We start from the raw sequence: 21813 nt of genomic DNA, 5'->3' as shown, positions 1-21813 counted from the left end.
AATTTTAGAACCATCAGGAGGAACGTCATGAAATTAGCTCTCATCGGAGCCGGCGGGAAGATGGGGATGCGGCTCGCTCGCAATCTCCAAAACTCGGCCTACGAGACGGCACATGTCGAAGTATCGGATGCCGGACGGGACCGTTTGAAGGCGGCGTTCGGTACCGAATGCGTGCCTTTGGACGAAGCGCTCGACGGGGCCGGCGCGGTGGTCCTGGCCGTTCCCGACACTGCGATCGGGACAGTGGCGTCCGGTCTCGTCGATCGGCTCGATCCCGGAACCATCGTGGTGATTCTCGATGCGGCGGCACCTTATGCGGGTCACCTGCCGAAGCGGGACGACATCACCTATTTCGTCACCCATCCCTGTCATCCGCCGATCTTCTCGACCGAACCCCACGACGCCGCCCTTGCCGACCGGTTCGGCGGAATCGCGGCCAAGCAATCGATCGTCAGCGCTCTGATGCAGGGTCCGGAGGAGCATTACGCGACCGGCGAGGAGATCGCCAGGACGATCTGGGCGCCGATCCTGCGCTCCCATCGCGTGACCGTTGACCAGATGGCCTTGCTTGAGCCGGGGCTGTCGGAAACCGTCTGCGCCACCCTGCTCCTTGCCATGCGTCAGGCGATGGACGAGGTGGTGCGCCGCGGCGTCGACAAGACGGCCGCCCGGGATTTCCTGGTGGGTCACCTCAACATCCTCGGTGCAGTCATCTTCGAGGAAGTCGACGGCGTCTTTTCCGATGCTTGCAACAAGGCGATCGAGAACGGCATGCCGATGCTCATGAAGGAGGATTGGCTGCGCGTCTTCGAACCGGACGAAATCGCCGAGAGCATTCGCCGGATCACGTGAGGCGGTAGAGGCGGATGAAGGATGGGCCCGAGATCATGAACGATGGCGCGCGCATAGAGGCCGACTATATTCTCGAGACAACGGCCGATCCTGCCGATGTCGCCGCCGTGATGGCGGGCGAACAGTCCAGCGGGACTTTCGTGTCCGTGCCCGGCGAGGACGAAGCGCTGAAGGCCCGGTCTGCGGCCAGGGTCGAGCGCTGCGAGATCGTTGCGGAAGACCTTCCCCAGGCGCTGTCCTCCAGCGCCGTCGACCCCTCTCGTAGGGCAAGGCGGGCATCGGTGACGCTGTCCTGGCCGCTGGAAAACCTAGGGGCCTCCCTGCCGAACCTGATGGCGACCGTCGCGGGCAATCTGTTCGAACTGCGGCAGGTGTCGGGTCTCAGGATCGAGGCGATCCGTCTGCCTGACGCCTTCGCCCGCGCCTATCCCGGGCCGGCCTTTTCGGTCACCGGAACCCGCCGGCTTTCGGGCGTTTCAGCCGGCCCCCTCATCGGCACCATCGTGAAGCCGTCCGTCGGGCTTGGGCCGGACGAGACCGCCGGCCTCATCGCGACTCTTTGCGAAGCCGGCATCGACTTCGTCAAGGACGACGAGCTCCAGGCGGACGGCCCGCACTGCCCGTTCGATGAGCGCGTCGCAGCCGTGATGGCGGTCGTTGATCGCCATGCGGACCGGACGGGCAAGAAGGTGATGATCGCCTTCAATCTCACCGGCGATCTCGACGAGATGCGGAGGCGCCACGACCTCGTCCTCGCTGCGGGGGGGACATGCGTGATGGCAAGCCTCAACTCCGTCGGTCTGGCAGGCATGCTGGCGCTGCGGAAGCATGCTCAGCTGCCGATCCATGCCCACCGCAACGGCTGGGGCTATCTGACGCGCCATCCCTCGCTTGGCTGGTCCTTCCCGGCCTGGAACACGATCTGGCGGCTTGCCGGCGTCGACCACTGTCATGTCAACGGCCTTGCCAACAAGTTTGCCGAGACCGATCCGTCGGTGATGATCTCCGCCCGGTCCTGCTTCGACCCTCTGTTCCCCGACGATCCGATGACGGTGATGCCGGTCTTCTCCTCCGGACAGACAGTGCGTCAGGCGCATGGCACCTTCGCGTTCCTCGGAAGAGCGGATCTCATCCATACCGCCGGCGGCGGCATCCTCGCCCATCCCGCCGGACCGGCAGCCGGCGTCGGCGCGCTGCGGCGCGCCTGGGAGGCGGCGTCCGAGGGCGTTCCTCTCGAAGATGCGGCGAAGGGCGATGCCGAACTCCGCCAGGCGATGGAGATCGGCGCGTGAGTTCCGGACCGCGTCTCGACGGCGGACTTCCCGACGGTCCACTCGTCGCCTTCTATGGCGACGACTTCACCGGCTCGTCGGCCGTCATGGAAGTTATGACCTTTGCCGGCCTGCCGACGGTGATGTTTCTGGAGGCGCCGGGCGAAACGCAGCTCGCCCGGTTTGCGGACCACCGGGTGATCGGCATCGCGAGCACGGCACGTGCCGAGACACCGCAATGGATGGACGAGACGCTTCCCGGCGCGTTCGCTGCGCTGAAAAGCCTGAACGCCCCGATCAACCATTACAAGATCTGTTCGACCTTCGACTCCTCGCCCGAGATTGGCTCCATCGGCCGTGCGATAGACCTCGGCGCGAGCGTCTTTTCGCCTCGTTTCGTGCCGTTGGTGACCGGCGCGCCCGCGATCCGACGCTACCAGGCGTTCGGGCACCTCTTCGCGGCCCACGCCGGGCAAAACTATCGGCTCGACCGGCATCCCTCCATGAGCCGGCATCCGGCAACGCCGATGGACGAGGCCGATCTTGCACGGCATTTGTCCCGGCAAACGGATCGGGAAATCGGTCTCGTCGATCTCGCGGCGCTCAAAACGGGCGAGGGCCGGAACGCGCTCGAAGCCGAACTGAATCGGGGCTGCGAGATCGTCTCCTTCGACGTTCTCGACGAGGAGACCCTCGCAGGCGTCGGCGCACTGATCTGGCAGGAGCGCGAAACGGGACCGATCTTCGCTGCGGGGAGCCAGGGGCTCGAATATGCGCTGATCGCTCACTGGCGTCGCGCAGGCATTCTCGCGGCCGATCCGCCCCGTCCGACGATCGCACCCGTGGACAGGATCGCGGTCGTTTCAGGCTCTGTGTCGCCGACCACGGCTGGTCAGATCGAACATGCCGCGACGAACGGCTTCGAACTCATTGCGGCCGATCTCGGTGCGCTTGAAACCGATACGACGTGGCAGGCTGAAGTCGAACGCTTGGCCCAGCTGGGTCTCGCCGTTCTCGCAAAGGGCAAGAGCCCGTTGATCGCCTCGGCCCGAGGTCCGGACGATCCGGCTGTCGCGCGACTGGAGGCGATGGTCGAAGGATCGCCAAAGGCGAAGGGCGCCGCGCAACGGCGCCTGTCGAAGGGGCTCGGACAGGTGCTGAAGCGGCTTTTGGATGAGGCTGGGATTGGCCGGGCCGTCATCTGTGGTGGCGACACTTCGAGTTTTGCGGCGAAGGAACTCGGGATCGAAGCGCTATCGGCCCTCGCACCCGCCGCTCCGGGGGCTCCCCTTTGTAAAGCATATGGTTCTCATAGCGCCTCGGGTGATTTCGAAATCGCGCTGAAAGGTGGCCAGATGGGCGCTGCCGATTACCTCACGAAAATACGCGATGGAACGTCGTAGATTGTTCGAAGTATTACGAGCGAGATAGCAGAACGGTGTTTTACGACACTCATTCCCAAATGGGGTTTATGCCGTTCGGAGACGACTATTTCTGGCTGCAGGACTGTTTATAATCCGGTTAGGTAATTGAGCTTTCGAGGCGTATGATTTCCTTGGCAATCAAGATTGCCGGTGACGATTTACAACTTGCTTCGGAGCACGCCACGGTGGCACACGAGGCACTCGTTAAAGGCGAGCGATAAAGCCAGCCTAATTAACGGCTAAAGTGAAAATTCGGCGGAACCCCTTTCTCACCACCATTTATCAGTTTAAACCTTCGATTTTTAAGACATTTGTAGCGATATCTGCGACGTTGAACGTTCTTACCTACAAACGGTTTTGGCGTTTTATTCGCTGATAGGCTCAATTTTACAAGCATGAGACTTAAGGGAGTTCGCTGAATCATTCCGGCGAAGGGACTTTTGTCGCGTCGGTCCCGATCTGTGGTGGCCCAGGTGGCTCAATCTCTCGCGATTCGATCGCGATAAACACAATGGCTACCACCGCGGCCGCGATAGCCGCGATCAGGTAGAGGCGTTCAGCCTTGGATTTCCGCCTTCGTGGGTAGCGCTCTTCCGGCTTCACATTCGCCTCGCTTTCCGCGCGCCTGTTTTTAAAGCGCAAAGAAAGAACGAAACCGACCGTCGCATGTTTCCCGGCGCTGCGCGAATCGCTCTTATCCGGCACATTGGTTTTGAGAACGTAAGAGAAACACTGTGGCCGAAAAAATCCAACATATGTTCATCATCGAGCGGACAGGGCGCCACCTTGTCGCTGATTGTCGTCTTCACCGGCTTGCCAACAGATCACTCCTTGCAGGCCGCGTTCGCGCATCGAACGCCTCACCGTACAGCGGGCAACATCGAATCCTTCGCGGTTCATATGACGCCAGATCTTGCGCATGCCATAGACGCCATAGTTCTCGGCGACCACACCCAGCCCTTCCGGCTTCAGGGCTACATCGCGATGCGCAGAGGAGGATATCCGCGACGGATCGCGCCGCTGCGCGATATGCTCGTGGGCGGTGGATAGGGCGATGGGCAGAGTGAGCCTTGTCGCGCCATTGGTCCGAGCGAGAATGGCGAACGGCATATCGGCTCGACCTCATACTCCTCGCGGTGCTTGTCGATGAAGGCGATCATTTCCTGAACAAGCGGTCGAGCTCTACCTGGGTAAAGTCGAACCCGTCACGCCGCTGGTTCGAGTGGCGGGTGAGACGCCGACGCCTTGCGCAGAATCTCGGTCGGCTGGCGAAACTCTCGGTTCTCGCGTTCGAGGGCCTTCATCCATTCGGCCACATCGCTGGGCAGCCGATCTTCGCCGCAACGACACAACCGCCTCCCAGCGCGAGCTTCGCCCGCCGTGGTTCTCTTTGAGATCAACGGAAAGACATTGGGACGTGGCGGTTGAGGCCAACACTTTGAAACTGCCTGGAACCTCAAGCGTCCGGCGATTTAACGAAGATAGGCGGATCAGTTCGGGCGCTTATGATTCACCCTCCTAGAAGCCGCATTCCTTGGCGCGGGGTAGGACGTAACCGCCGCGTTTTGAGGTGGTGAGGCCTATGGCGACCGCGCCCTCGATCAGCTTGACCGCGGAGACGACGCCGTCGACGACGGGGACGCCGTATCGCTCGGAGAGTTTCGCGGCGAAATCGGCCATGCCGGCGCAGCCGAGGACAATGGCTTCGGCACCGTCGCGCTCGATCGCTTTTTCCACCGTTTCCGCGATCTTGCGGTTTGCGGCTTCGGGGTCTTCCTCGAGAGCTAGAACCGGAACTTCGCTGGCGAGGACGCTGGCACAGGAGGTGGCGAGGCCGGCCTTCAGAAGATTGTCTTCGAGGATCGGTACGGAGACTGACAGCGTCGTCACGACGGAAAAGCGCCGGGCGACGAGGCTCGCCATGCGGGCTCCCGCTTCGCCGATGCCGATGACGGGGCCCGTCAGCACCGAGCGGGCGGCATCAAGGCCGGTGTCGTCGAAACAGGCGATGATGTGGCCTTCCGCGCCGTCTGCTTCGGCGATCTGAAGCGCTCGCAGGAGGCCTGGCACGGCGAGGGCGCCGTCCACATGCCCCTCGATCGAGACTGGCCCGGCATCGTTCTGATAGGCGAGGATTTCGGTTCCCCGCGCGGCCGCGCGCCTTGCCGCCCCTGCGATGGTTTCAGTCATCGAACGGGTGGAATTCGGATTGACGATCGAGAGCCGCATTGACCTGCCTTAGCTGTCCTTCATTCCGCGCCTTTGACGACGCTTCTGCAAAAGAATGAAGGCGGCAAGTGTCCCGAAGATGACCGTGAACGAAACCGCGGTGACCGACGTGCCGAGCGCGTAGATTTCGGGCGTCGTAACGGTGGTCGTCAGCGCGGCAAGTTCGAGCGGCAGGGTGTTCGTCGAGGCCATGGTCTGGCTGGAACGGGCGATCTCGTCCCATGACAGCGTGAAGCCGAAGAGCGCGATGCCGATCAGAAAAGGCGCGATCATCGGCAGAATCACGTAGCGAAAGCTCTGCCAGTTGGTTGCGCCGAGGTCACGGGCCGCTTCCTCGTAGCTCTTGTCCAACCGGTTGAAGACCGCGAACATGATGAGAAGTCCGAAGGGCAGCGTCCATGAAAGATGCGCCCCGAGGCCGGAGGTGAAGAGCCCCAGCGAATTGCCGCGTGGCGAGACAAGGCCGATCGCGGCGAGATAGGGCCTGAGGATGTCGTCGATGATGCGGAATTCCAGCGCGATGCCGAGCGAAACGACGATCGAAGGGACGATCAGGCTGGCGATCGCGATGTAGAAAAGCGCGGTCGAACCGCGGAACTTCTTGCGGAAGGCAAGTCCCGCCAGCACCGAGATCACGACCGTCAGCACCATCACTGTCAGCCCCAGCACCATCGACCGGCGGAAGGCCGAGCCGATGTCCACCGTTCCGCCTCCGCCCCAGAGCCTCTCGAACCAGTAGAAGGAAAAACCGTTCATCGGGAAGGTCAGCCCGCCCGACGGCCCTTGGAACGAGAGCGTCAGGATGGTGATAACGGGCCCGTAGAGAAAGACCACGAAGAGCGCGAAGAACAGCGCCAGCAGATAGAAGCTGCGTGGGCGCTTCTCCTCGCGCGGAACGGTTTTGACGGCCATGGCCTCAAAGCTCCTTGCGAATGTCGACGAGGCGCAGCATGCCCCAAATCGTGAGAAGGACGACCGCCAGGAGCACGATCGCATTGGCGGCGGCGATCGGGAACTGGAGGAAGTTTATCTGGGTCTGGATAACCTTACCCACGGAGGCGATCTGCTGGCCGCCCATGATGCCGATCGTCAGATAGTCGCCGGTGACGATGGTGACGACGAAGATCGAGCCGATGAGAATGCCGGGCTTGACCAGCGGAATGATGATGTTCGTGAGGGTCTGCCAGCTCGATGCCCCTGCATCGTAGGCAGCCTCGATCAGCGCCTTGTCGATCCGCATCATCGAATTGAAGATCGGGACCACCATGAAGAGCGTATAGAGGTGGATGAGCGCCAGCGCGACCGCGAAATCGGAATAGAGCAGCCATTCGAGCGGCGCATCGATGATCCCGAGGGATTGCAGCGTGTCGTTGACGAGGCCGTTGCGACCGAGAAGCGGAATCCACGAAATCATGCGGATGACGTTCGAGGTCCAGAACGGGATCGTGCAGACCATGAAGAGCGCGATCTGCATCGGCAGGGTCTTCACGTGAAAACAAAGGAAGTAGGCGACCGTGAAGCCGATCGTGAGGGTCATCACCCACACAATCGCGACGAATTTCAAGGTCGACAGATAGGTTGCGAAGGTGGTGCAGAGCGCCGAGCCGCCTGAAAAGCAGCCATAGAAGACATCCGAATAGTTCGTCGCGACGAAGGCCGGCTCGATCGAATATTCGGTGTAGTTCCAGAACGAGACGGTTAGCGTCGCAAGAAGCGGCAGGATGAAGAACAGCAGGAAGACGAGCGCCATGGGCGCGGCCTGGAGATAGGCCACCCAGGCAGGCGTCCAGCTGGTCGGCACCTTCCGCGTCGTCTGCGCGCCGGAGGTTTCGGAGGAGGCTTCGGGCGAACCCGAAGCCTCCTCTGCTGTCATATGGTTCGTCGTGGTCACTGGATCAGGCCGCGATGAACTCGTTCCACTTGCGGATCATGTAGATGTTCTCATCCATGACTGCGTTCCAGCATGCGACCTTGCCCATGCGCTCGGCGTAGGAGCCGCCGTCGCGCACGGCGCCGGCCTTTTCCAAAAGCTTGCCGTCCGGGCTCATGATGTCCTGTTCGGCCGGCTTGCCCTCGAACCAGTAGGCCCATTCGTAGGGCTCCATGGCTTCCTGGGTGGTCGACAGGACCGCCGTGTAATAGCCCTGCTTGGCGAGATGCGCGCCGGCCCAGCCGGACAGGAACCAGTTGATGAACTCGTAGGCCGCGTCCTTCTCGCGGTCGGCGATCGCGACCGGCAGACCGAAGCCCGAAGCCCAGGCGCGGTAGCCTTCCTTGAGCGGTTGATACTTGCACTCGATGCCTTGGGTGCGGACAGCGGTGATCGCCGGCGACCACATGGACTGGATGACGACCTCGCCGGAGGCCATGAGGTTCACGGACTCGTTGAAGTCGGTCCAGAAGGCGCGGAACTGGCCGGCGCGTTTGGCCTCGATCAGCGCGGCGATCGTCTTGTCGATCTCCTCGCGGGTCATGTTGCCCTTGTCGCCATAGGTCATGTCGCCGCGCGCTTCGATCGCCATTGCAGCATCCATGATGCCGATCGACGGGATATTGAGGATCGCGGCCTTACCGGCGAACTTCGGATCGAGGAGCGAAGCCCAGCTATTGACCTCGCCGTCGATGAGGTCCGGGCGGATGCCTAGCGTATCGGCGTTGTAGGTTGTCGGGATGAGTGTGAGGAAGTCGGTTGCCTCGCTGGCGAACTCGGTCGCCTGCTCGGACGGCAGATACAGCACTTCCGACGGCGCCGTGCCGTCGAGACCGACCTCTTTCCCGTCGATCGAGCCCTCGCGGATGACCGAGGCGATCTGATCTGCGAGTTTGATCTTGTTGGCGTCGAGGCCCATGATGTTGCCCGAGGGCAGGAGCTTCGGCAGCGAGAAATATTCGGTATCGACGAGATCGAACGAATTCGGCTGGGTAATGACGCGCTTGGCGACGTCGTCGGTCGTGACCGCGATGTATTCGATGTTGATGCCGAGGTCCTCGCCGGCCTTCTGTGCGATGCCCGGAGACTGGTTCACCGCCGTGGACAGATAGCGAAGCGTGACTTTCTCCTGCGCGATGGCAGGGGTCGGGAAGCCCGAAAGCTTGGTCGTAGCGGCAACGCCAGCGATGGCCGAGGCGCCCTTGAGGAGCGAGCGGCGTGTCAGCGGCAGTTTCTTGTCAGTCATGGGGTTTCTCCAAGCTTTCTGCGTTCAAGGGGTTGCGATGAAGCTCCCGGGACGCCCGAACCCGCGAAGATCCGGACGCCTTGGGAGGAGCTCTGCGCGGCCTGTCAGGCCGCGAGTTCGTGGCGATCGTCGGCATTCCATTCAACGGTGACGGTATCGTCCTCGGAGACCGGGTTGCGGTCGTATTCGTGCTCGGGCAGCGTGACGAGAAGGTCGACGCCATTCGCGTCGGTGAGTGTCACGTGGACGGTCATGCCTTGATATTCGATATCCTTCACCGTCGCGGTCCGGCCCTCGGCGGGCGCCCCGGAAACGAGGACACGGATCTTGTCGGCCCGCACTGCGTAGGAGGTCGAACCCTCCGACACGACGTTATGGCCGCCCATGAACCGGGCTACGAACTTCGTGCGCGGGCGATTGAAGACCTCTCGCGGCGAGCCGACCTGCTCGATGCGGCCATCGTTCATGACGACCACCATGTCGGCGAGCGCCATCGCCTCTTCCTGGCTGTGGGTGACGTGCACGAAAGAGATGCCGAATTCCCGCTGATAGCGCTTCAACTCGGCGCGCATGCGGATGCGCAGGAACGGATCGAGCGCGGAAAGCGGCTCGTCTAGGAGAAGGACCGTCGGATTGGTGACGAGGGCGCGGGCAAGCGCAACGCGCTGTTGCTGACCGCCAGAAAGCTGCGCCGGAAGACGGTCGGCATAGCGGCCCATATCCACCATACTCAGCATGTCGTCGGCGCGCTTCAAGCGCTCGGCCTTGTCCACCCCCGCCATCTTCATCGAGAAGGCGACGTTCTCGCGGACGCTCAAATGGGGAAACAGAGCATAGCTCTGAAACATCATGGCCGTGCCGCGCTTCGCGGGCGGCAGATCGTTGACGATGTTGTTGCCGATCATCACGTCGCCATCGGAGATGAATTCGTGGCCGGCGATCATACGCAGGGTCGAGGACTTGCCGCAGCCTGACGGCCCGAGAAGGCAGCAATAGGTGCCCGCCGGGATCTTCAGCGAGACATGATCGACCGCTAGCGTGTCCCCATATGCCTTGGTGACGGCGGCAAGTTCGAGATCGGCGGCTTCGGATGGCACGGGTGGGCCCGCTCCCTGCTGATGCGTTTGCCCAAACGCCAGCAAGGCCCGTGCCAATCTCTCATTTTGTCTGGGGAATCTTGGATAGCCGCTCTACAATAAACGATGCTTCGTCCATCGGCGCGGGCGCTGCTGGCTCTTTCCATCGCTACCGAAGCCAAATTTCGGTCGGTTTGACCAAATATTGAGCAGGAAGTCCTTTTTTAGTTTGTTCCGCACGCTTTGCGACCTATTATTCATCTAAGCGCTTGAGCTTACGGCAAAGAATGCCGAATTTACCTTTGGTTGTAAAATAGTATTTATAATAATAAGCTGATCCACTTTGACCAAGACCACACTTCTCGACGACCGAACGAGACCGCTCGCTCCGAAAATTGAAGGTTTGACGCCTTTCCAGGAACTGCACGGCAAGACGCTGTCGCATATCCACGCAATGCACCTTCGCGAGCTTGATGAACTGAACAAGCTCGTTTCACTGATCGAGATGGGCGAAAGGGCCGCGCCCGATCTCGCTGCAGCGGTGGCCGTGCTGCCGATGGTTCGGGCTTACAAGGGCTTCGGCACTTTGTGTGGTCGCGAATGCAGGCAGTTGACGTTTCACCATAATGCCGAGGAGCATGGCGTGTTTCCGGCCCTGCGCCAGCATGCCGGCGAGGGTCTTCTCAAGGTTCTCGACCGCCTTGCGGAGGAGCATGTGGTCATCCACGAGCACATCGAAGCGCTGGCCGAAAAGGCCGAGACCGTTGCCGACGAGGCGAGTGCCGCGAATTTCGCCGAAGCAAGGAAAGCGCTCCGCGCCCTCGAAGCGCTGGTGCGCTCCCACTTTCGCTACGAAGAAGTCGAGCTCGCCGATGCCATCGGTTTCTACGAGGTGCCGATCTAAAGGGCTTCGGCGTCAGTTGTTTCCGAAGAGATCGCGCGTAAAGACCTTCTCCGCGACGTCGGCCAATTCGTCGACCATCCGGTTCGTAACGATGACATCGCATTCAGCCTTGAACCGCTGGAGATCACGCTCGATCCGCGAGTGGAAGAAGTCGTCCTGATCCTCGAGGATGGGTTCGTAGACGATCACCTCGATACCCTTTGCCTTGACCCGTTTCATGATGCCTTGAATGCTCGATGCACGGTAATTGTCGGATTCCGCCTTCATCACGAGGCGATAGATACCGACGCGTTCCGGCGCCATGGCGATGATCTGATTGGCGATGAAATCCTTGCGTGTCGAGTTGGAGTCGATGATGGCACGGATCAGGTTCTGAGGAACGTCCTGATAGTTTGACAAGAGCTGTTTCGTGTCCTTCGGAAGGCAGTAGCCGCCATAGCCGAAGGACGGATTGTTGTAGTGACCGCCAACGCGGGGATCCAAGCAGACGCCTTCGATGATTTGCCGCGTATTCAGCTGATGCGAGGCGGCATAGGTGTCGAGTTCGTTGAAGAACGCGACGCGCATGGCAAGAAACGTATTCGCGAAGAGCTTGATCGCTTCTGCCTCGGTGGAATCCGTCAGCAGTACCTCGATTTCCTCCTTCCGTGCGCCCTGCTTCAAGAGATCGGCGAATTGCCGTCCACGCGTCGATCGCTCTCCCACGATGATGCGCGAGGGATAGAGGTTGTCGTAGAGTGCCTTTCCCTCTCGCAGGAACTCGGGCGAGAAGATCACGTTACCGCATCCCGGCCGCGTGCGGATGTCCGCCGTATAGCCGACCGGGACGGTCGATTTCACGATGATGGTGGTTTCGGGACTGATCTTCAGGACATCCTCGATCACGGCCTCGATCGAGGTGGTGTCGAAGGCACCAGTATCGGGGTCATAGTTCGTCGGGGTTGCGACCAGCACGAAGTCGGCATTTTCGAAAGCGTGAGCGGGGTCCGTCGTTGCGGTCAGCGACAGTTTCTCGGTGTTCAGAAAGGCCTGCAGATGGTCGTCTATGATCGGCGAGACACCGCGATTGACCATCGCGACACGGCTCTCGACGATATCGAGGGCAACAACCTCGTTGTGTTGAGCCAGAAGCACGCCGTTCGAGAGACCGACATATCCAAGACCTGCGACTGCAATCTTCATGATTTGCCTTGATGACCTTGACGTGGCGACTGGCTAGCGGATCTGAGTTCCAAGGGGAAGTGCAACAACCCATTGCAGATGCAGAGTCAGCTCCGTTGTCCAGACCAAATGGAGTGTTGCGATAGTATCCTACGTCCAACTGTCCTCTCTCGAAAGAAAGCAGATCGCCGATTTTCATGCCGCGGGCTAATCCAATGCCACCATCGCTTGGGCCCTTTGCCGGGCTCCCGCAACGATCGGCAGCGAGCTTCGCCGCTGCCAGAAATGCCAGGAATTCCGCGTGTGGGCGGGCGGTTGAACCTTCTCAGGCCATGGCCCTTGTGAAGCGCTCGCCGCAAAGGATGGCGAACTGCGCCTTGGCCATCACCCACTCACGCGGTGCCATTTTCCACTCCTTCTCGGCTCGGTTCAAGACGAGAAGGAACAGTTTCATTGCCGCGTCATCGCTCGGGAAGTGGCCGCGGGCGCGCACCGCCCGGCGCAGTTTGTAGTTCAGCGCCTCGATCTGGTTCGTGGTTTAGACAAATTCGCGCACTTCCTTGGGGAAGGCGAAGAACGGGACGACCTCGGCCCGGGCCCTGCTCCAGCTCTGGCCGATGGCCTTGTATTTCTGGCCCCATTCGCCTTCCTCGAACGCCTTCAGGGCCTTTTCGGCCCCCGCCCGGCGTCGGCGGCCCGTTAGATGTCTCTGATATTCGATCTTGCGGAAGGGATTGTTCAGAGGATATCCAGAAGCCTCCCAATCCTGCCGCGTCCCGCAATGCCACTTGGTCTGGACGTTCCCTTCTGAAGTTCAATCACGAAAGCCTCGCTAGATGAAGCGTTCCGATATTAATCGCATCATGGCGGATGCCGCCGAGATGATCGCCGGCCATGGCTTCATCCTGCCGCCCTTTGCGAACTGGACGCCGGAAGAATTCAAGGCGCGGAAGGACGAAGCCCGGCATGTGATCGACAGCCGCTGCGGGTGGGACATTACCGATTACGGCGGCGGCCGGTATGAGGAGATGGGCCTTTTCCTCTTTACGCTCAGAAACGGTCAACTCGCCGACCTCACGGCGGGACGAGGCATGTGCTACGCCGAGAAGCTGCTCATTTCGCGGGAGAAACAGCTGAGCCCGATGCACACCCATGTCATCAAGGCCGAAGACATCATCAATCGTGGAGGCGCGACGCTGGTCGTTGAGCTTTTCGGCTCCGACGAGGACGGCAAGTTCAGCGAGACGGCTGGTGGCCGCGTCATGTGCGACGGGCTCTGGCGCGACTACGGTCCCGGTGAGCACCTTTCGCTTGCCCCCGGCGAGAGCGTGACTCTCAGGCCCGGCGATTGGCATGCGTTCTGGGGCGAGGGCGGCGACGTCCTCATCGGCGAGGTCTCGACGGTCAACGACGACGAGACGGACAACCTCTTCCGCGAGCCGATCGGCCGCTTCGCGACGATCGAGGAGGATGAGCCGCCACACCGGTTGTTAGTCAGCGACTACGCGACCTGGCTCGCCTGACCGCCTATCGACATGTTCAGCTTGAAGCGCTTTTGCCCTTCAGCGACTTCGAGCTCTGATTGAACATGATCTCGTTGTTGTCGACCCGGTGCTGGCCGCGGTTCTGCTTGTCCTTGGCGAGATTGATAGCGCGCTGGACGGCCGGCCGCTGCTTGATCCGCCCGCGCCAGTCGGCGACGCGCGGAAATTCGTCGAGCGAGGCACCCAGAGGCTTCGCGATGAAGGCCCAGGGGAATGCCTGCATGTCGGCGATCGAATAGTCTTCGCCCATGATGTAGGGACGGCCCGCGAGCCGGTTTTCCAGAACGCCGAGATTGCGGTCGTATTCACCGAGATAGCGTTTGAAGCCATAATCGCGCTCGTCTTCCGGCGCGTAGTTCTTGAAGTGGCTAAGCTGCCCGGCCATCGGGCCCTGACTGCCGGTCTGCCAGAACAGCCACTCGTCGAGTTCCTTCATGGCGCGCCGGTCCGACTTGTCCGGGGCGAAACGGCCGGTCTTCTCGGCCAGATAGAACAGGATCGCAGCCGACTCGAAGACCGAAACTGCTTCCGAACCATACCCCTCCGGCGGCTCGTGGTCGACGATCGTCGGCATCTTGGCGTTAGGGCTGATCTTGAGAAAATCCGGCTCAAACTGTTCGCCGGCATGAAGATCCATAAGCTTTAGTTCGTAATCGAGGCCGCATTCCTCCAGCATGATGGCGACCTTCCAGCCGTTCGGTGTCGGCGCGTAATAAAAGTCGATCATGCGGGGTCTCCGTCTGGTTCGGATGCGGCGCCCTTGGCCAGGAGCTCGGTGATCGCGGCGGCGTCATAGCCGGCCTCTGCGAGAACCGCTTCGGTATCTGAGCCAAGCGCCCGAGCGGGCGAGGGGGCGTCGAGTGGTGTTTCGGTAAAGCGCGCCGGGCTGCGGGCTTGCCGGATCGGTCCGGCTTGCGGGTGCGTGATCTCAATGACGGTGCCGTTCCCCTCGATCTGTGGATGATGGATCATCTCGCCGCGCTTGAGCACTGGTGCACAGGGAACGTCCTCCTCGGTCAGGCGTCGCATCCAGTTATCGGTGGTGTCCTCGATGAGGGCGGTTTGTGTCAGCTCCAGCCGGGCACGCTTGTTGATTTCGCGTGCCGATACCGTCGCGAAGCGCTTGTCCTCGAGCCATTCCGGCCGGCCCACCGCTGCCGACAGTCCCTTCCAGGTCTTGTCCGTGTGGGCGGAGACGGCCATCCAGCCATCGGCGGTCTGGTAAATGAGCTCCACGAAACTCTGGGCCTCGTCCGGGTCGCGATCCTCGGGCGCATGCTTCTCTGCTTCCGCGCCGACAAAGGTGTGGCCGCTCATATCGGAGGAAAACAGGAAGGCGACGATCGTATCGAGCATCGATATCGTCAGATGATTGCCCTTGCCTGTGCGCTCTCTGGCAAAGAGTGCGGCGGTGATCGCCTGGGCTGTCTGGATCGCGGTGACCTTGTCCGGCACGATGGTGCGCACGAGGCGCGGTCGCGGTCCGTCTCCGCCCTGAACGCTGGCGAGCCCCGAAAGCGCCTGGATCAGTGGGTCGTAGACCGGGCGTTTCGCCCAGTCGCCGGTAAAGCCGAAGCCTGCGATCGAGGTGTAGATGACGCTTCGGTTGCGCTCGCGCACCGCCTCGTAGCCGATGCCGATCCGCTCGGCGACACCCGGCCTGAAATTCTCGACGACGACATCCGCCGTCTCCGCGATCTTCAGGGCCGCCTCCAAACCGGCCGGGGTCTTGAGGTCGAGAGCGACCGAGCGCTTGCCGCGATTGTTCTGGAGAAAGGAGGCCGAGAAGCCGTTCCGCTGGTCGGCGACCTGACGGGAATGATCCCCGCCGTCCGGCCGCTCGATCTTGATCACCTCCGCACCCTGATCGGCGAGGATCATTGTTGCGAGGGGGCCTGCGATCATCGCCGTGAAATCGACGATGCGAATGCCTGCGAGCGGTCCAGCCATTATGTCGATCTCCCCTTCAGGCGTCCGGCTTCGTCTCGCTCAGGAATTGGGCGATGCGATCCATCGCCCGGGAGATGTTCATTTCGGAATTGGCGTAGGAAATCCGGATATAGCCTTCTCCGAGCGTGCCGAAATCAGGCCCGCCAACCAGCGCCACATGCGCCTTTTCGAGAAGCGCCGAGGCGAGCTTCTTCGATTTCCACCCCGTCTCGGAAATGTTCGGAAAGGCGTAGAAGGCGCCCTTCGGGGTCGCGCAGGTAACGCCGGGCAGGGCATTGGCGCGCTCGACCACGAGCTTCCGTCGCCGGTCGAAGGCTTCCATCATGCGCATGACGTCTTCCTGGGAACCGTCGATCGCCGCGATGCCGGCGATCTGGCTCGGCGCGTTGACGCATGACCAGCAGTTGACCGCGAGCTTGCGCACCATGGCGTAGAGCTTTTCCGGCCAGATCGACCAGCCCATGCGCCAGCCGGTCATCGCCCAGGTCTTCGACCAGCCGTTGAGGACGATGAGGCGGTCGCGGATTTCCGGATAGGTGAGGAGTGAGGTGTGGACCTCGCCATCATAGGTCATCACATCGTAGATCTCGTCCGACAGGATCGCGACGTCGGGAAAGTTCTGGAGTCCTGCGACGAGCTTGTCGATCTCCTCCTTCGGCGTGACGCCGCCGGTAGGATTGGCTGGCGAATTGAGGATCAGGAGCCGGGTCTTGTCCGTGATCAGAGACAGAGTCTCCTCGGCGGAAAAGGCGAAACCGTTCTCCTCACGGATCGGCACAGGAACAGGCTTTGCGCCCGTGAACTCGATCATCGAGCGATAGATCGGGAAGCCGGGATCGGGATAAAGGATTTCTGCACCCGGTTCGCCGAACATCATGATCGCGGCGAACATGGTCGGCTTGCCGCCTGGCATAATCATCACGCTGTCCGGCGAGATCTCGACGCCGGTGAGCGAGAATGTGCGTCGCGCCACCGCCTCGCGGGTCGCGGGCAGCCCGTTCGCGGGTGTGTACCCGTGGTGACCATCCTGAAGCGCCTTCACGGCGGCTTCGACGATATGTGGCGGCGTCACGAAGTCCGGCTGTCCGATGCCGAGATTGACGACGTCGTTACCTTCGCCGGAGAGTGCGTTCGCGCGGGCGAGAACCGCAAAGGCGTTTTCCTCGCCGATCCGGTCGAAGGCGGAGATGGTCTTCAGCATGAATTCGCTTTCAATTCCCTTTTGTTCGGAGATTTCGGGGACCGGCATCGTCTCTGGTCAGTCCTCGTCGTCCTTGACGGGAACGAGATAGTTCAATGCGAGACGTCCGCCATCGGCATAAATGGTATGTCCGGTGATGTAGCTCGCATCGTCGGAGGCGAGGAAGGCCGCGATCGACGCGATCTCTTTCGGGTCGCCGATACGCCCCAGCGGGGTTCGCGAAAGAATCGTCTTTTTGGCAGACGGATCGTTGGCGACGGCTTGTAGGAGATCGGTCATGATCGATCCGGGACCGATGGCGTTCACGCGGATGCCGTGCGGCGCGAGCGCCAGCGCCATGACCTTGGTCAGCGACTTGAGACCGCCCTTGGAGACCGAATAGCCGACCTGATCGGCCAGCGCGAATTCGGCATTGATCGACGACATGTTGATGATCGTGCCGGCGCTGCCGCCCTGCTTGATCTTCTCGACCATGTGCTGGGCGATCGCCTGACCGCAGAGAAACGCGCCCTTCAGATTGACGTCGAGCACCTTCTGGAAGTCGTCGACGTCGAGATCGAGGAAGCCGGCCTTGTGGACCATGCCGGCATTGTTCACGAGGATGTCGATATCGGCGAACGCATCCAGCGCGGAAGCGATCAGGTTGTGGACATCGAGCTTCTCGGCGACATTGGCCGCAACGAAATGAACCTCGCCATATTCGGAGAGATCGCGTGCGGCCTCATGGCCCGCTCGCTCGTTGATATCGGCGATGACGACCTTCGCGCCTTCATGCAGGAAACGGCGCGCGACGGCATAGCCGATGCCCTTTGCGCCGCCGGTGACGATCGCTACGCGTCCATCGAGTGCCATTGATTGCTCTCCTTCAGTCAGCTTGTCCATTGCCGCCGTCCGCCCAGCCAGAAAACCGGCCGGAGGATAGGGGGACCTCTTCCATATTTCGGCGTGCCTCGCCGCGCCACTTCGACTTGCACGCAAGCAGGCAGTGACTAAACTTCGCCGCGAATCGGCGAGACGAAGGATATTGGATGGCGTTCCGGGTCAAAGGTAGTGCATGGATCGGGGCCGTGGCCAGCGCCCTCTTTCTGGTCGCCTATCTGATGCCAGATCCTGCCAGAGCCGGCGACCTTGCGAAACTGGAGCCGATCGGGTTTTCCGAAGATGGTTCGTTCTTCGCCTATCAGGAAAGCGGGGTTCAGGACGGGTCCGGCTTTCCATATGCCAATATCTTCGTCCTCGACCTGAACAATGACCGCTTCATCAGACCCACACCGATTCGCGTGACCCTCAAAGACGAGACCGCGAGCATCGCTGACGCCGTGAACGAGGCGCGCATCGAGGCCTCTGAACTGATGTCGCAGCTCATTCCCGAGCCGCGTCCGGGCCTTGCCGTCGTGGAAAACCTGCCGACCGATCTTTCCGCCGACGGCAAGATCGCGCGCTTCGTGCCGCGCATGATCGTTCCGCCGATCGATGGAGCAGTGGAACTGCGGCTGTCGACCTTTCCGATGGCGGGGCCCGAACTTTGCGAAGGAATCACCGATACGGCGGGATACAAGCTGACCAAGATCGCATTGGCCGAAGGCGACAAGACGCTCACTCTTCACGAGGACACCGGAATTCCAATCTCGCGCGGCTGCCCGATGGACTACTCCATCCGCCAAGTGCGGCTCGCGATGAAGCCGATGGGTGGATATGCGGGCGTCGCGATCATCGCTTTCCAGAGCTATGGCTTTGAGGGACCGGACACACGCCATATCGCCGTGCCCGTGCCGATGGACTGAGGACAAGGCCAGCCCTTTGATTGAGGCTTTTCCAAGCGTCTGATAGAGCGCTCATCGAAACCCCTTTTCGCCTGTCCGATATCGAAAGCCCATCGCCCCATGATTCCCCGTTACGCTCGGCCGGATATGGTCGCCGTCTGGTCGCCCGAGACCAAGTTCCGCATCTGGTTCGAGATCGAGGCCCATGCCTGCGACGCGCTCGCCGAACTTGGCGTGATCCCGAAAGAGGCAGCGAAGACGATCTGGGACAAGGGCGGCGCCGCAACGTTCGACATCGAGCGGATCGACGCGATCGAGCGCGAAACCAAGCACGATGTCATCGCCTTCCTGACGCATCTCAGTGAAATCGTCGGGCCGGATGCGCGCTTCGTGCACCAGGGCATGACCTCTTCGGACGTTCTCGACACCTGCCTCAACGTGCAGCTGACAAAGGCGAGCGACATCCTTCTCGCCGATCTCGACCGGCTGCTCGACGCTTTGAAGAAGCGGGCTTTCGAGCATAAGGACACGATCACCATCGGTCGCTCCCACGGGATCCATGCCGAACCGACCACCTTCGGCGTCAAGCTCGCCCAGGCCTATGTGGAATTCCAGCGATGCCGGAATCGCCTCGTCGCAGCGCGTGAGGAGATCGCGACCTGCGCCATCTCCGGCGCAGTCGGCACCTTCGCGAACATTGACCCGCGCGTCGAGGAGCACGTCGCCGAGGCCATGGGGCTGAAGGCCGAGCCGGTCTCGACGCAGGTGATCCCGCGCGATCGCCACGCCATGTATTTCGCGACCCTCGGTGTCATCGCTTCGTCTGTGGAGCGGCTCGCAACCGAAATCCGCCACCTTCAGCGCACGGAAGTTCTGGAAGCCGAGGAGTTCTTCTCCAAGGGCCAGAAGGGATCGTCGGCCATGCCCCACAAGCGCAATCCGGTGCTGACGGAGAACCTCTCCGGCCTCGCCCGAATGGTTCGCTCCTACGCCATACCGGCCATGGAAAACGTCGCGCTCTGGCACGAGCGGGACATCTCTCACTCTTCTGTCGAGCGCTATATCGGTCCTGACGCGACGATCACGCTCGATTTCGCGCTGCATCGCCTCACCAATGTGGTGGAGAACCTGCTCGTCTATCCCGAGCGCATGCAGGGCAATATGGACCGGCTTGGCGGCCTCGTGCACTCCCAGCGCATCCTTCTGGCGCTCACCCAAGCCGGCACCTCCCGTGAGGACGCCTACCGGCTCGTTCAGCGCAACGCGATGAAGGTCTGGGAGAGCTATCACGTCTCGGGCGATGCGAAGGTCGATTTCCTCGAACAGCTTCTCGCCGACGAGGAAGTGCGCGCCGCGCTGTCGGAAGAGGAAATCCGCTCTCGCTTCGATCTCGGCTATCACACCAAGCATGCCGACACGATCTTCAAGCGGGTGTTCGGATAGCGCTTTGGCTGAACCATGCTTTGATCGGCTGGGCTGAGCGCTAAGTCATCGGCCAGGATCAACGGTTTGGAGGTCGAGAAATGGCACCGCGAATGGGACCGAGTTTCGAGAGAGGACGCGGACGTGCGATCCTCTGGCCCGTTATCGTGCTGATCGCAGCGATCGCAATCTATTTCCTGTTCGTCGATTCGCCTGGCGACCAGACGCCGACTGACGAGCCGCTTCAGCCGGCAACAGAGAGTGATGTCGACGGAACCGAGGCCAGACAGGGCGAGCAGTGAGCCGCTTCGATCTCGTCGACAGGACGGTCCTCCTCACAGGGGGCTCGTCCGGCGTCGGCGCTGAGCTTCTGAAGGCGTTTGTCGAACGCAAATGCCGGGTCATCGTCTGGTCCCGCCGGCAGCCCGCGATCGAGAGCGATCTCGTCGAGCACGAGGTCGTCGATCTCGCGGATACCGCGGCCCTCGATGCCGCGCTCGACCGGTTGACCGCAGACCATCCCGATCTTTCCGTCGTCATCAACAATTCCGGCACCGGGGAGCAGGGCCGCTTCCTGACGACCGACCCGAAGGAGCTCGACGCCCGCGCCGACACGCAGATCGCAGTGAACCTCACCGCGCCGATCCATATCGTCAACCGGCTGTTCAAGCCGCTTTCCGAGCAGCCCTCGGCGATGATCGTGAACAACACCAGCGGGCTCGCCGTCGTGCCGACGGCGAACAATCCGATCTACTGCGCCACCAAGGCCGGCCTTCGATCCTTTACGCTGTCAATGCGCTATCAGGCCGAACGCTACGCCCCCAACCTCAAGATCGTCGAAATCCTGCTTCCCGTTGTCGAAACGCCGATGACCACGCAGTACAAGACCCAGAAGGTCTCGGTCGAAAAGGCGACGCAGCGCATCGTGAAAGGGCTGGAAAAAGCCGAAGACGAAATCTGGGTCGGCCCGGCCGCCGTGCTTCGTAGCGTCAACGCGGTCGCACCGGGCATGGCGCGGTGGATGGTGAAGAAGCTGGCGAAGTGATCAGCCAGACTCCACGTCCATCACCAGCATCTGATGGTCTGAATAGGGCTGATCGACGATCTTGATCCGCGCCGTCTCCCGCAGGTCCTCCGAGATGAGGCAGGTATCGAGAGCTGCGCGCCATGGGCCGAAGCGGAAGGTCGGCTCCATGCCCTTGTTGGCGTGATAGAGATGGCCCGAGGCGAGGAGGGGCCAAAGCTCGCTCTCCCCGCGAAAAGCGTTGAAGTCGCCGACGACGATGGTCGAGGTGTGATCTTCCGCGACCCAGGTCGAGAGTTCCCGGATCTGCCGTTTTCGCTCGCTTTCGACGAGAGACAGGTGGACGACGAGAACCCGGACGGCGAGCGCCTCGGTCTGAAGGCGGATGTCGTAGACCAGCTTCTTCTTGCCGTCGGTCAGATAGCGGTCCGTCGCGGTAACGGGCCGCTTGGCAAGGAAGGCGTTCGATTTGCCGTAGGAAATATGAAACGGCGAAAGCGTGCGCCGCGTCCCATATTTCCCGTGCGCGCCATAAACTGGGAGCAGGTCGCCGCCGATCGTCGGCAACTGGTCGAAGAAGCGATTGGTGATTGAGCCCCGATCGAGTTCGACGAGGCAGCAGAGATCGGGCGAGAACTCTTTGATCTTCGCGGTCAGCTGGGCGATGCTCTCGGTCTGGGCGGCGAGTGGCGTGTAGACGTGCCGCCAGAACCGTCCGACATGCTGGCGGATGGAGCCGTCGATACCGCGAAGGTAACCGAGATTGGCGTAGACGATGCGTGTCAAAGACGAATGGCTTCTCGGCTCGTGGCGGTG

Annotated in this window: 21 protein-coding genes, 2 pseudogenes and 1 other annotated feature; of the genes and pseudogenes, 9 read left to right on the top strand and 14 right to left on the bottom strand. The window is 61.4% G+C overall.

Features of this window, described 5'->3' with window-relative positions; translation table 11 throughout:
• The first annotated feature begins 12 nt into the window (after positions 1-12).
• Genes ABRA89_RS04635 through ABRA89_RS04625 form a run of 3 tightly spaced genes read left to right on the top strand, consistent with a single transcriptional unit; the run spans position 13 to position 3526 of the window.
• Positions 13-852: a phosphogluconate dehydrogenase C-terminal domain-containing protein gene (locus ABRA89_RS04635; protein WP_463671251.1), complete on the top strand. Its 840-nt coding sequence runs from the start codon at positions 13-15 to the stop codon at positions 850-852.
• 14 nt (positions 853-866) lie between these two features.
• Positions 867-2144: a ribulose-bisphosphate carboxylase large subunit family protein gene (locus ABRA89_RS04630; RefSeq protein WP_349940275.1), complete on the top strand. Its 1278-nt coding sequence runs from the start codon at positions 867-869 to the stop codon at positions 2142-2144.
• Positions 2141-3526, top strand: coding sequence for a four-carbon acid sugar kinase family protein (locus ABRA89_RS04625; protein ID WP_349940274.1), 1386 nt, complete (start codon positions 2141-2143; stop codon positions 3524-3526). Before ABRA89_RS04630 ends, ABRA89_RS04625 begins: the two co-directional genes overlap by 4 nt.
• 441 nt (positions 3527-3967) lie before the next feature.
• Here ABRA89_RS04625 and ABRA89_RS04620 read toward each other — a convergent pair whose 3' ends face one another.
• The 7 genes and pseudogenes from ABRA89_RS04620 to ABRA89_RS04590 all read right to left on the bottom strand — a co-directional run bounded on the left by ABRA89_RS04620 (position 3968) and on the right by ABRA89_RS04590 (position 10049).
• The gene (locus tag ABRA89_RS04620; RefSeq protein WP_349940321.1) at positions 3968-4252 is read right to left on the bottom strand and encodes a hypothetical protein; all 285 of its coding nucleotides are present in this window, start codon (positions 4250-4252) and stop codon (positions 3968-3970) included.
• Positions 4253-4311: 59 nt separating this feature from the next.
• Positions 4312-4899: pseudogene (locus tag ABRA89_RS04615) on the bottom strand (IS3 family transposase); the annotation flags it as partial.
• Positions 4635-4746: a sequence feature (AL1L pseudoknot), on the bottom strand. It overlaps the preceding pseudogene by 112 nt.
• Positions 4900-5065: 166 nt before the next feature.
• Positions 5066-5776 (bottom strand): aspartate/glutamate racemase family protein, encoded by a 711-nt coding sequence (locus ABRA89_RS04610; protein ID WP_349940273.1) that lies wholly within the window; start codon positions 5774-5776, stop codon positions 5066-5068.
• Positions 5777-5785: 9 nt separating this feature from the next.
• Complete coding sequence (locus tag ABRA89_RS04605) at positions 5786-6688, bottom strand: ABC transporter permease (protein ID WP_349940272.1); 903 nt, start codon at positions 6686-6688, stop codon at positions 5786-5788.
• 4 nt (positions 6689-6692) lie between these two features.
• Complete coding sequence (locus ABRA89_RS04600) at positions 6693-7649, bottom strand: ABC transporter permease (protein WP_463671250.1); 957 nt, start codon at positions 7647-7649, stop codon at positions 6693-6695.
• A 22-nt stretch (positions 7650-7671) separates the two neighbouring features.
• Complete coding sequence (locus tag ABRA89_RS04595; protein WP_349940271.1) at positions 7672-8952, bottom strand: ABC transporter substrate-binding protein; 1281 nt, start codon at positions 8950-8952, stop codon at positions 7672-7674.
• Between the two features lie 104 nt (positions 8953-9056).
• Positions 9057-10049 carry an ABC transporter ATP-binding protein gene (locus tag ABRA89_RS04590; protein ID WP_349940270.1) on the bottom strand — a complete coding sequence of 331 codons (993 nt, stop codon included), beginning with the start codon at positions 10047-10049 and terminating at the stop codon, positions 9057-9059.
• 322 nt (positions 10050-10371) lie between these two features.
• Here ABRA89_RS04590 and ABRA89_RS04585 point away from each other — a divergent pair, with 322 nt between their 5' ends.
• Positions 10372-10932 carry a hemerythrin domain-containing protein gene (locus ABRA89_RS04585; RefSeq protein ID WP_349940269.1) on the top strand — a complete coding sequence of 187 codons (561 nt, stop codon included), beginning with the start codon at positions 10372-10374 and terminating at the stop codon, positions 10930-10932.
• A 12-nt stretch (positions 10933-10944) separates the two neighbouring features.
• Here ABRA89_RS04585 and ABRA89_RS04580 read toward each other — a convergent pair whose 3' ends face one another.
• Positions 10945-12114, bottom strand: coding sequence for a nucleotide sugar dehydrogenase (locus ABRA89_RS04580; protein WP_349940268.1), 1170 nt, complete (start codon positions 12112-12114; stop codon positions 10945-10947).
• A 304-nt stretch (positions 12115-12418) separates the two neighbouring features.
• Positions 12419-12763: pseudogene (locus ABRA89_RS04575) on the bottom strand (transposase); the annotation flags it as partial.
• 166 nt (positions 12764-12929) lie between these two features.
• On the opposite strand from ABRA89_RS04575, the gene ABRA89_RS04570 reads away from it, so the two are divergent.
• Positions 12930-13616, top strand: a complete 687-nt coding sequence (locus ABRA89_RS04570; RefSeq protein WP_349940267.1) for a D-lyxose/D-mannose family sugar isomerase — start codon at positions 12930-12932, stop codon at positions 13614-13616.
• A gap of 16 nt (positions 13617-13632) precedes the next feature.
• Here the strand turns inward: ABRA89_RS04570 and ABRA89_RS04565 are convergent, their stop codons facing one another.
• From ABRA89_RS04565 to ABRA89_RS04550, 4 genes are read right to left on the bottom strand one after another with little or no spacing between them, the layout of a single operon-like run.
• Entirely contained in the window at positions 13633-14364 is a 732-nt protein-coding gene (locus tag ABRA89_RS04565) for a glutathione S-transferase family protein (RefSeq protein WP_349940266.1), read from the bottom strand.
• Positions 14361-15587, bottom strand: a complete 1227-nt coding sequence (locus ABRA89_RS04560) for a CaiB/BaiF CoA transferase family protein (protein ID WP_349940265.1) — start codon at positions 15585-15587, stop codon at positions 14361-14363. Before ABRA89_RS04560 ends, ABRA89_RS04565 begins: the two co-directional genes overlap by 4 nt.
• 16 nt (positions 15588-15603) lie before the next feature.
• On the bottom strand, positions 15604-16788 hold the full coding sequence (locus ABRA89_RS04555) for a pyridoxal phosphate-dependent aminotransferase (protein ID WP_349940264.1): 1185 nt from the start codon (positions 16786-16788) through the stop codon (positions 15604-15606).
• Positions 16789-16845: 57 nt separating this feature from the next.
• Positions 16846-17640 (bottom strand): SDR family NAD(P)-dependent oxidoreductase, encoded by a 795-nt coding sequence (locus tag ABRA89_RS04550; protein WP_349940263.1) that lies wholly within the window; start codon positions 17638-17640, stop codon positions 16846-16848.
• 176 nt (positions 17641-17816) lie between these two features.
• On the opposite strand from ABRA89_RS04550, the gene ABRA89_RS04545 reads away from it, so the two are divergent.
• The 4 genes from ABRA89_RS04545 (at position 17817) to ABRA89_RS04530 (ending at position 21018) form a co-directional block, all read left to right on the top strand.
• Positions 17817-18572 carry a DUF2259 domain-containing protein gene (locus tag ABRA89_RS04545; protein WP_349940262.1) on the top strand — a complete coding sequence of 252 codons (756 nt, stop codon included), beginning with the start codon at positions 17817-17819 and terminating at the stop codon, positions 18570-18572.
• Between the two features lie 99 nt (positions 18573-18671).
• On the top strand, positions 18672-19994 hold the full coding sequence (gene purB / locus ABRA89_RS04540) for an adenylosuccinate lyase (protein WP_349940261.1): 1323 nt from the start codon (positions 18672-18674) through the stop codon (positions 19992-19994).
• Positions 19995-20074: 80 nt separating this feature from the next.
• A complete protein-coding gene (locus tag ABRA89_RS04535; protein ID WP_349940260.1) occupies positions 20075-20275 on the top strand; it encodes a hypothetical protein in 201 nt (66 codons plus the stop codon).
• Positions 20272-21018, top strand: a complete 747-nt coding sequence (locus tag ABRA89_RS04530) for an SDR family NAD(P)-dependent oxidoreductase (protein ID WP_349940259.1) — start codon at positions 20272-20274, stop codon at positions 21016-21018. Before ABRA89_RS04535 ends, ABRA89_RS04530 begins: the two co-directional genes overlap by 4 nt.
• Here ABRA89_RS04530 and ABRA89_RS04525 read toward each other — a convergent pair whose 3' ends face one another.
• Positions 21019-21783, bottom strand: a complete 765-nt coding sequence (locus ABRA89_RS04525) for an endonuclease/exonuclease/phosphatase family protein (protein WP_349940258.1) — start codon at positions 21781-21783, stop codon at positions 21019-21021. It lies immediately after the preceding gene.
• Positions 21784-21813: the final 30 nt, after the last annotated feature.

Source organism: Fulvimarina thalattae, assembly GCF_040239565.1.
Taxonomy (GTDB): Bacteria; Pseudomonadota; Alphaproteobacteria; order Rhizobiales; family Rhizobiaceae; genus Fulvimarina.
This window is presented reverse-complemented; position numbering and strand designations above follow the sequence as displayed.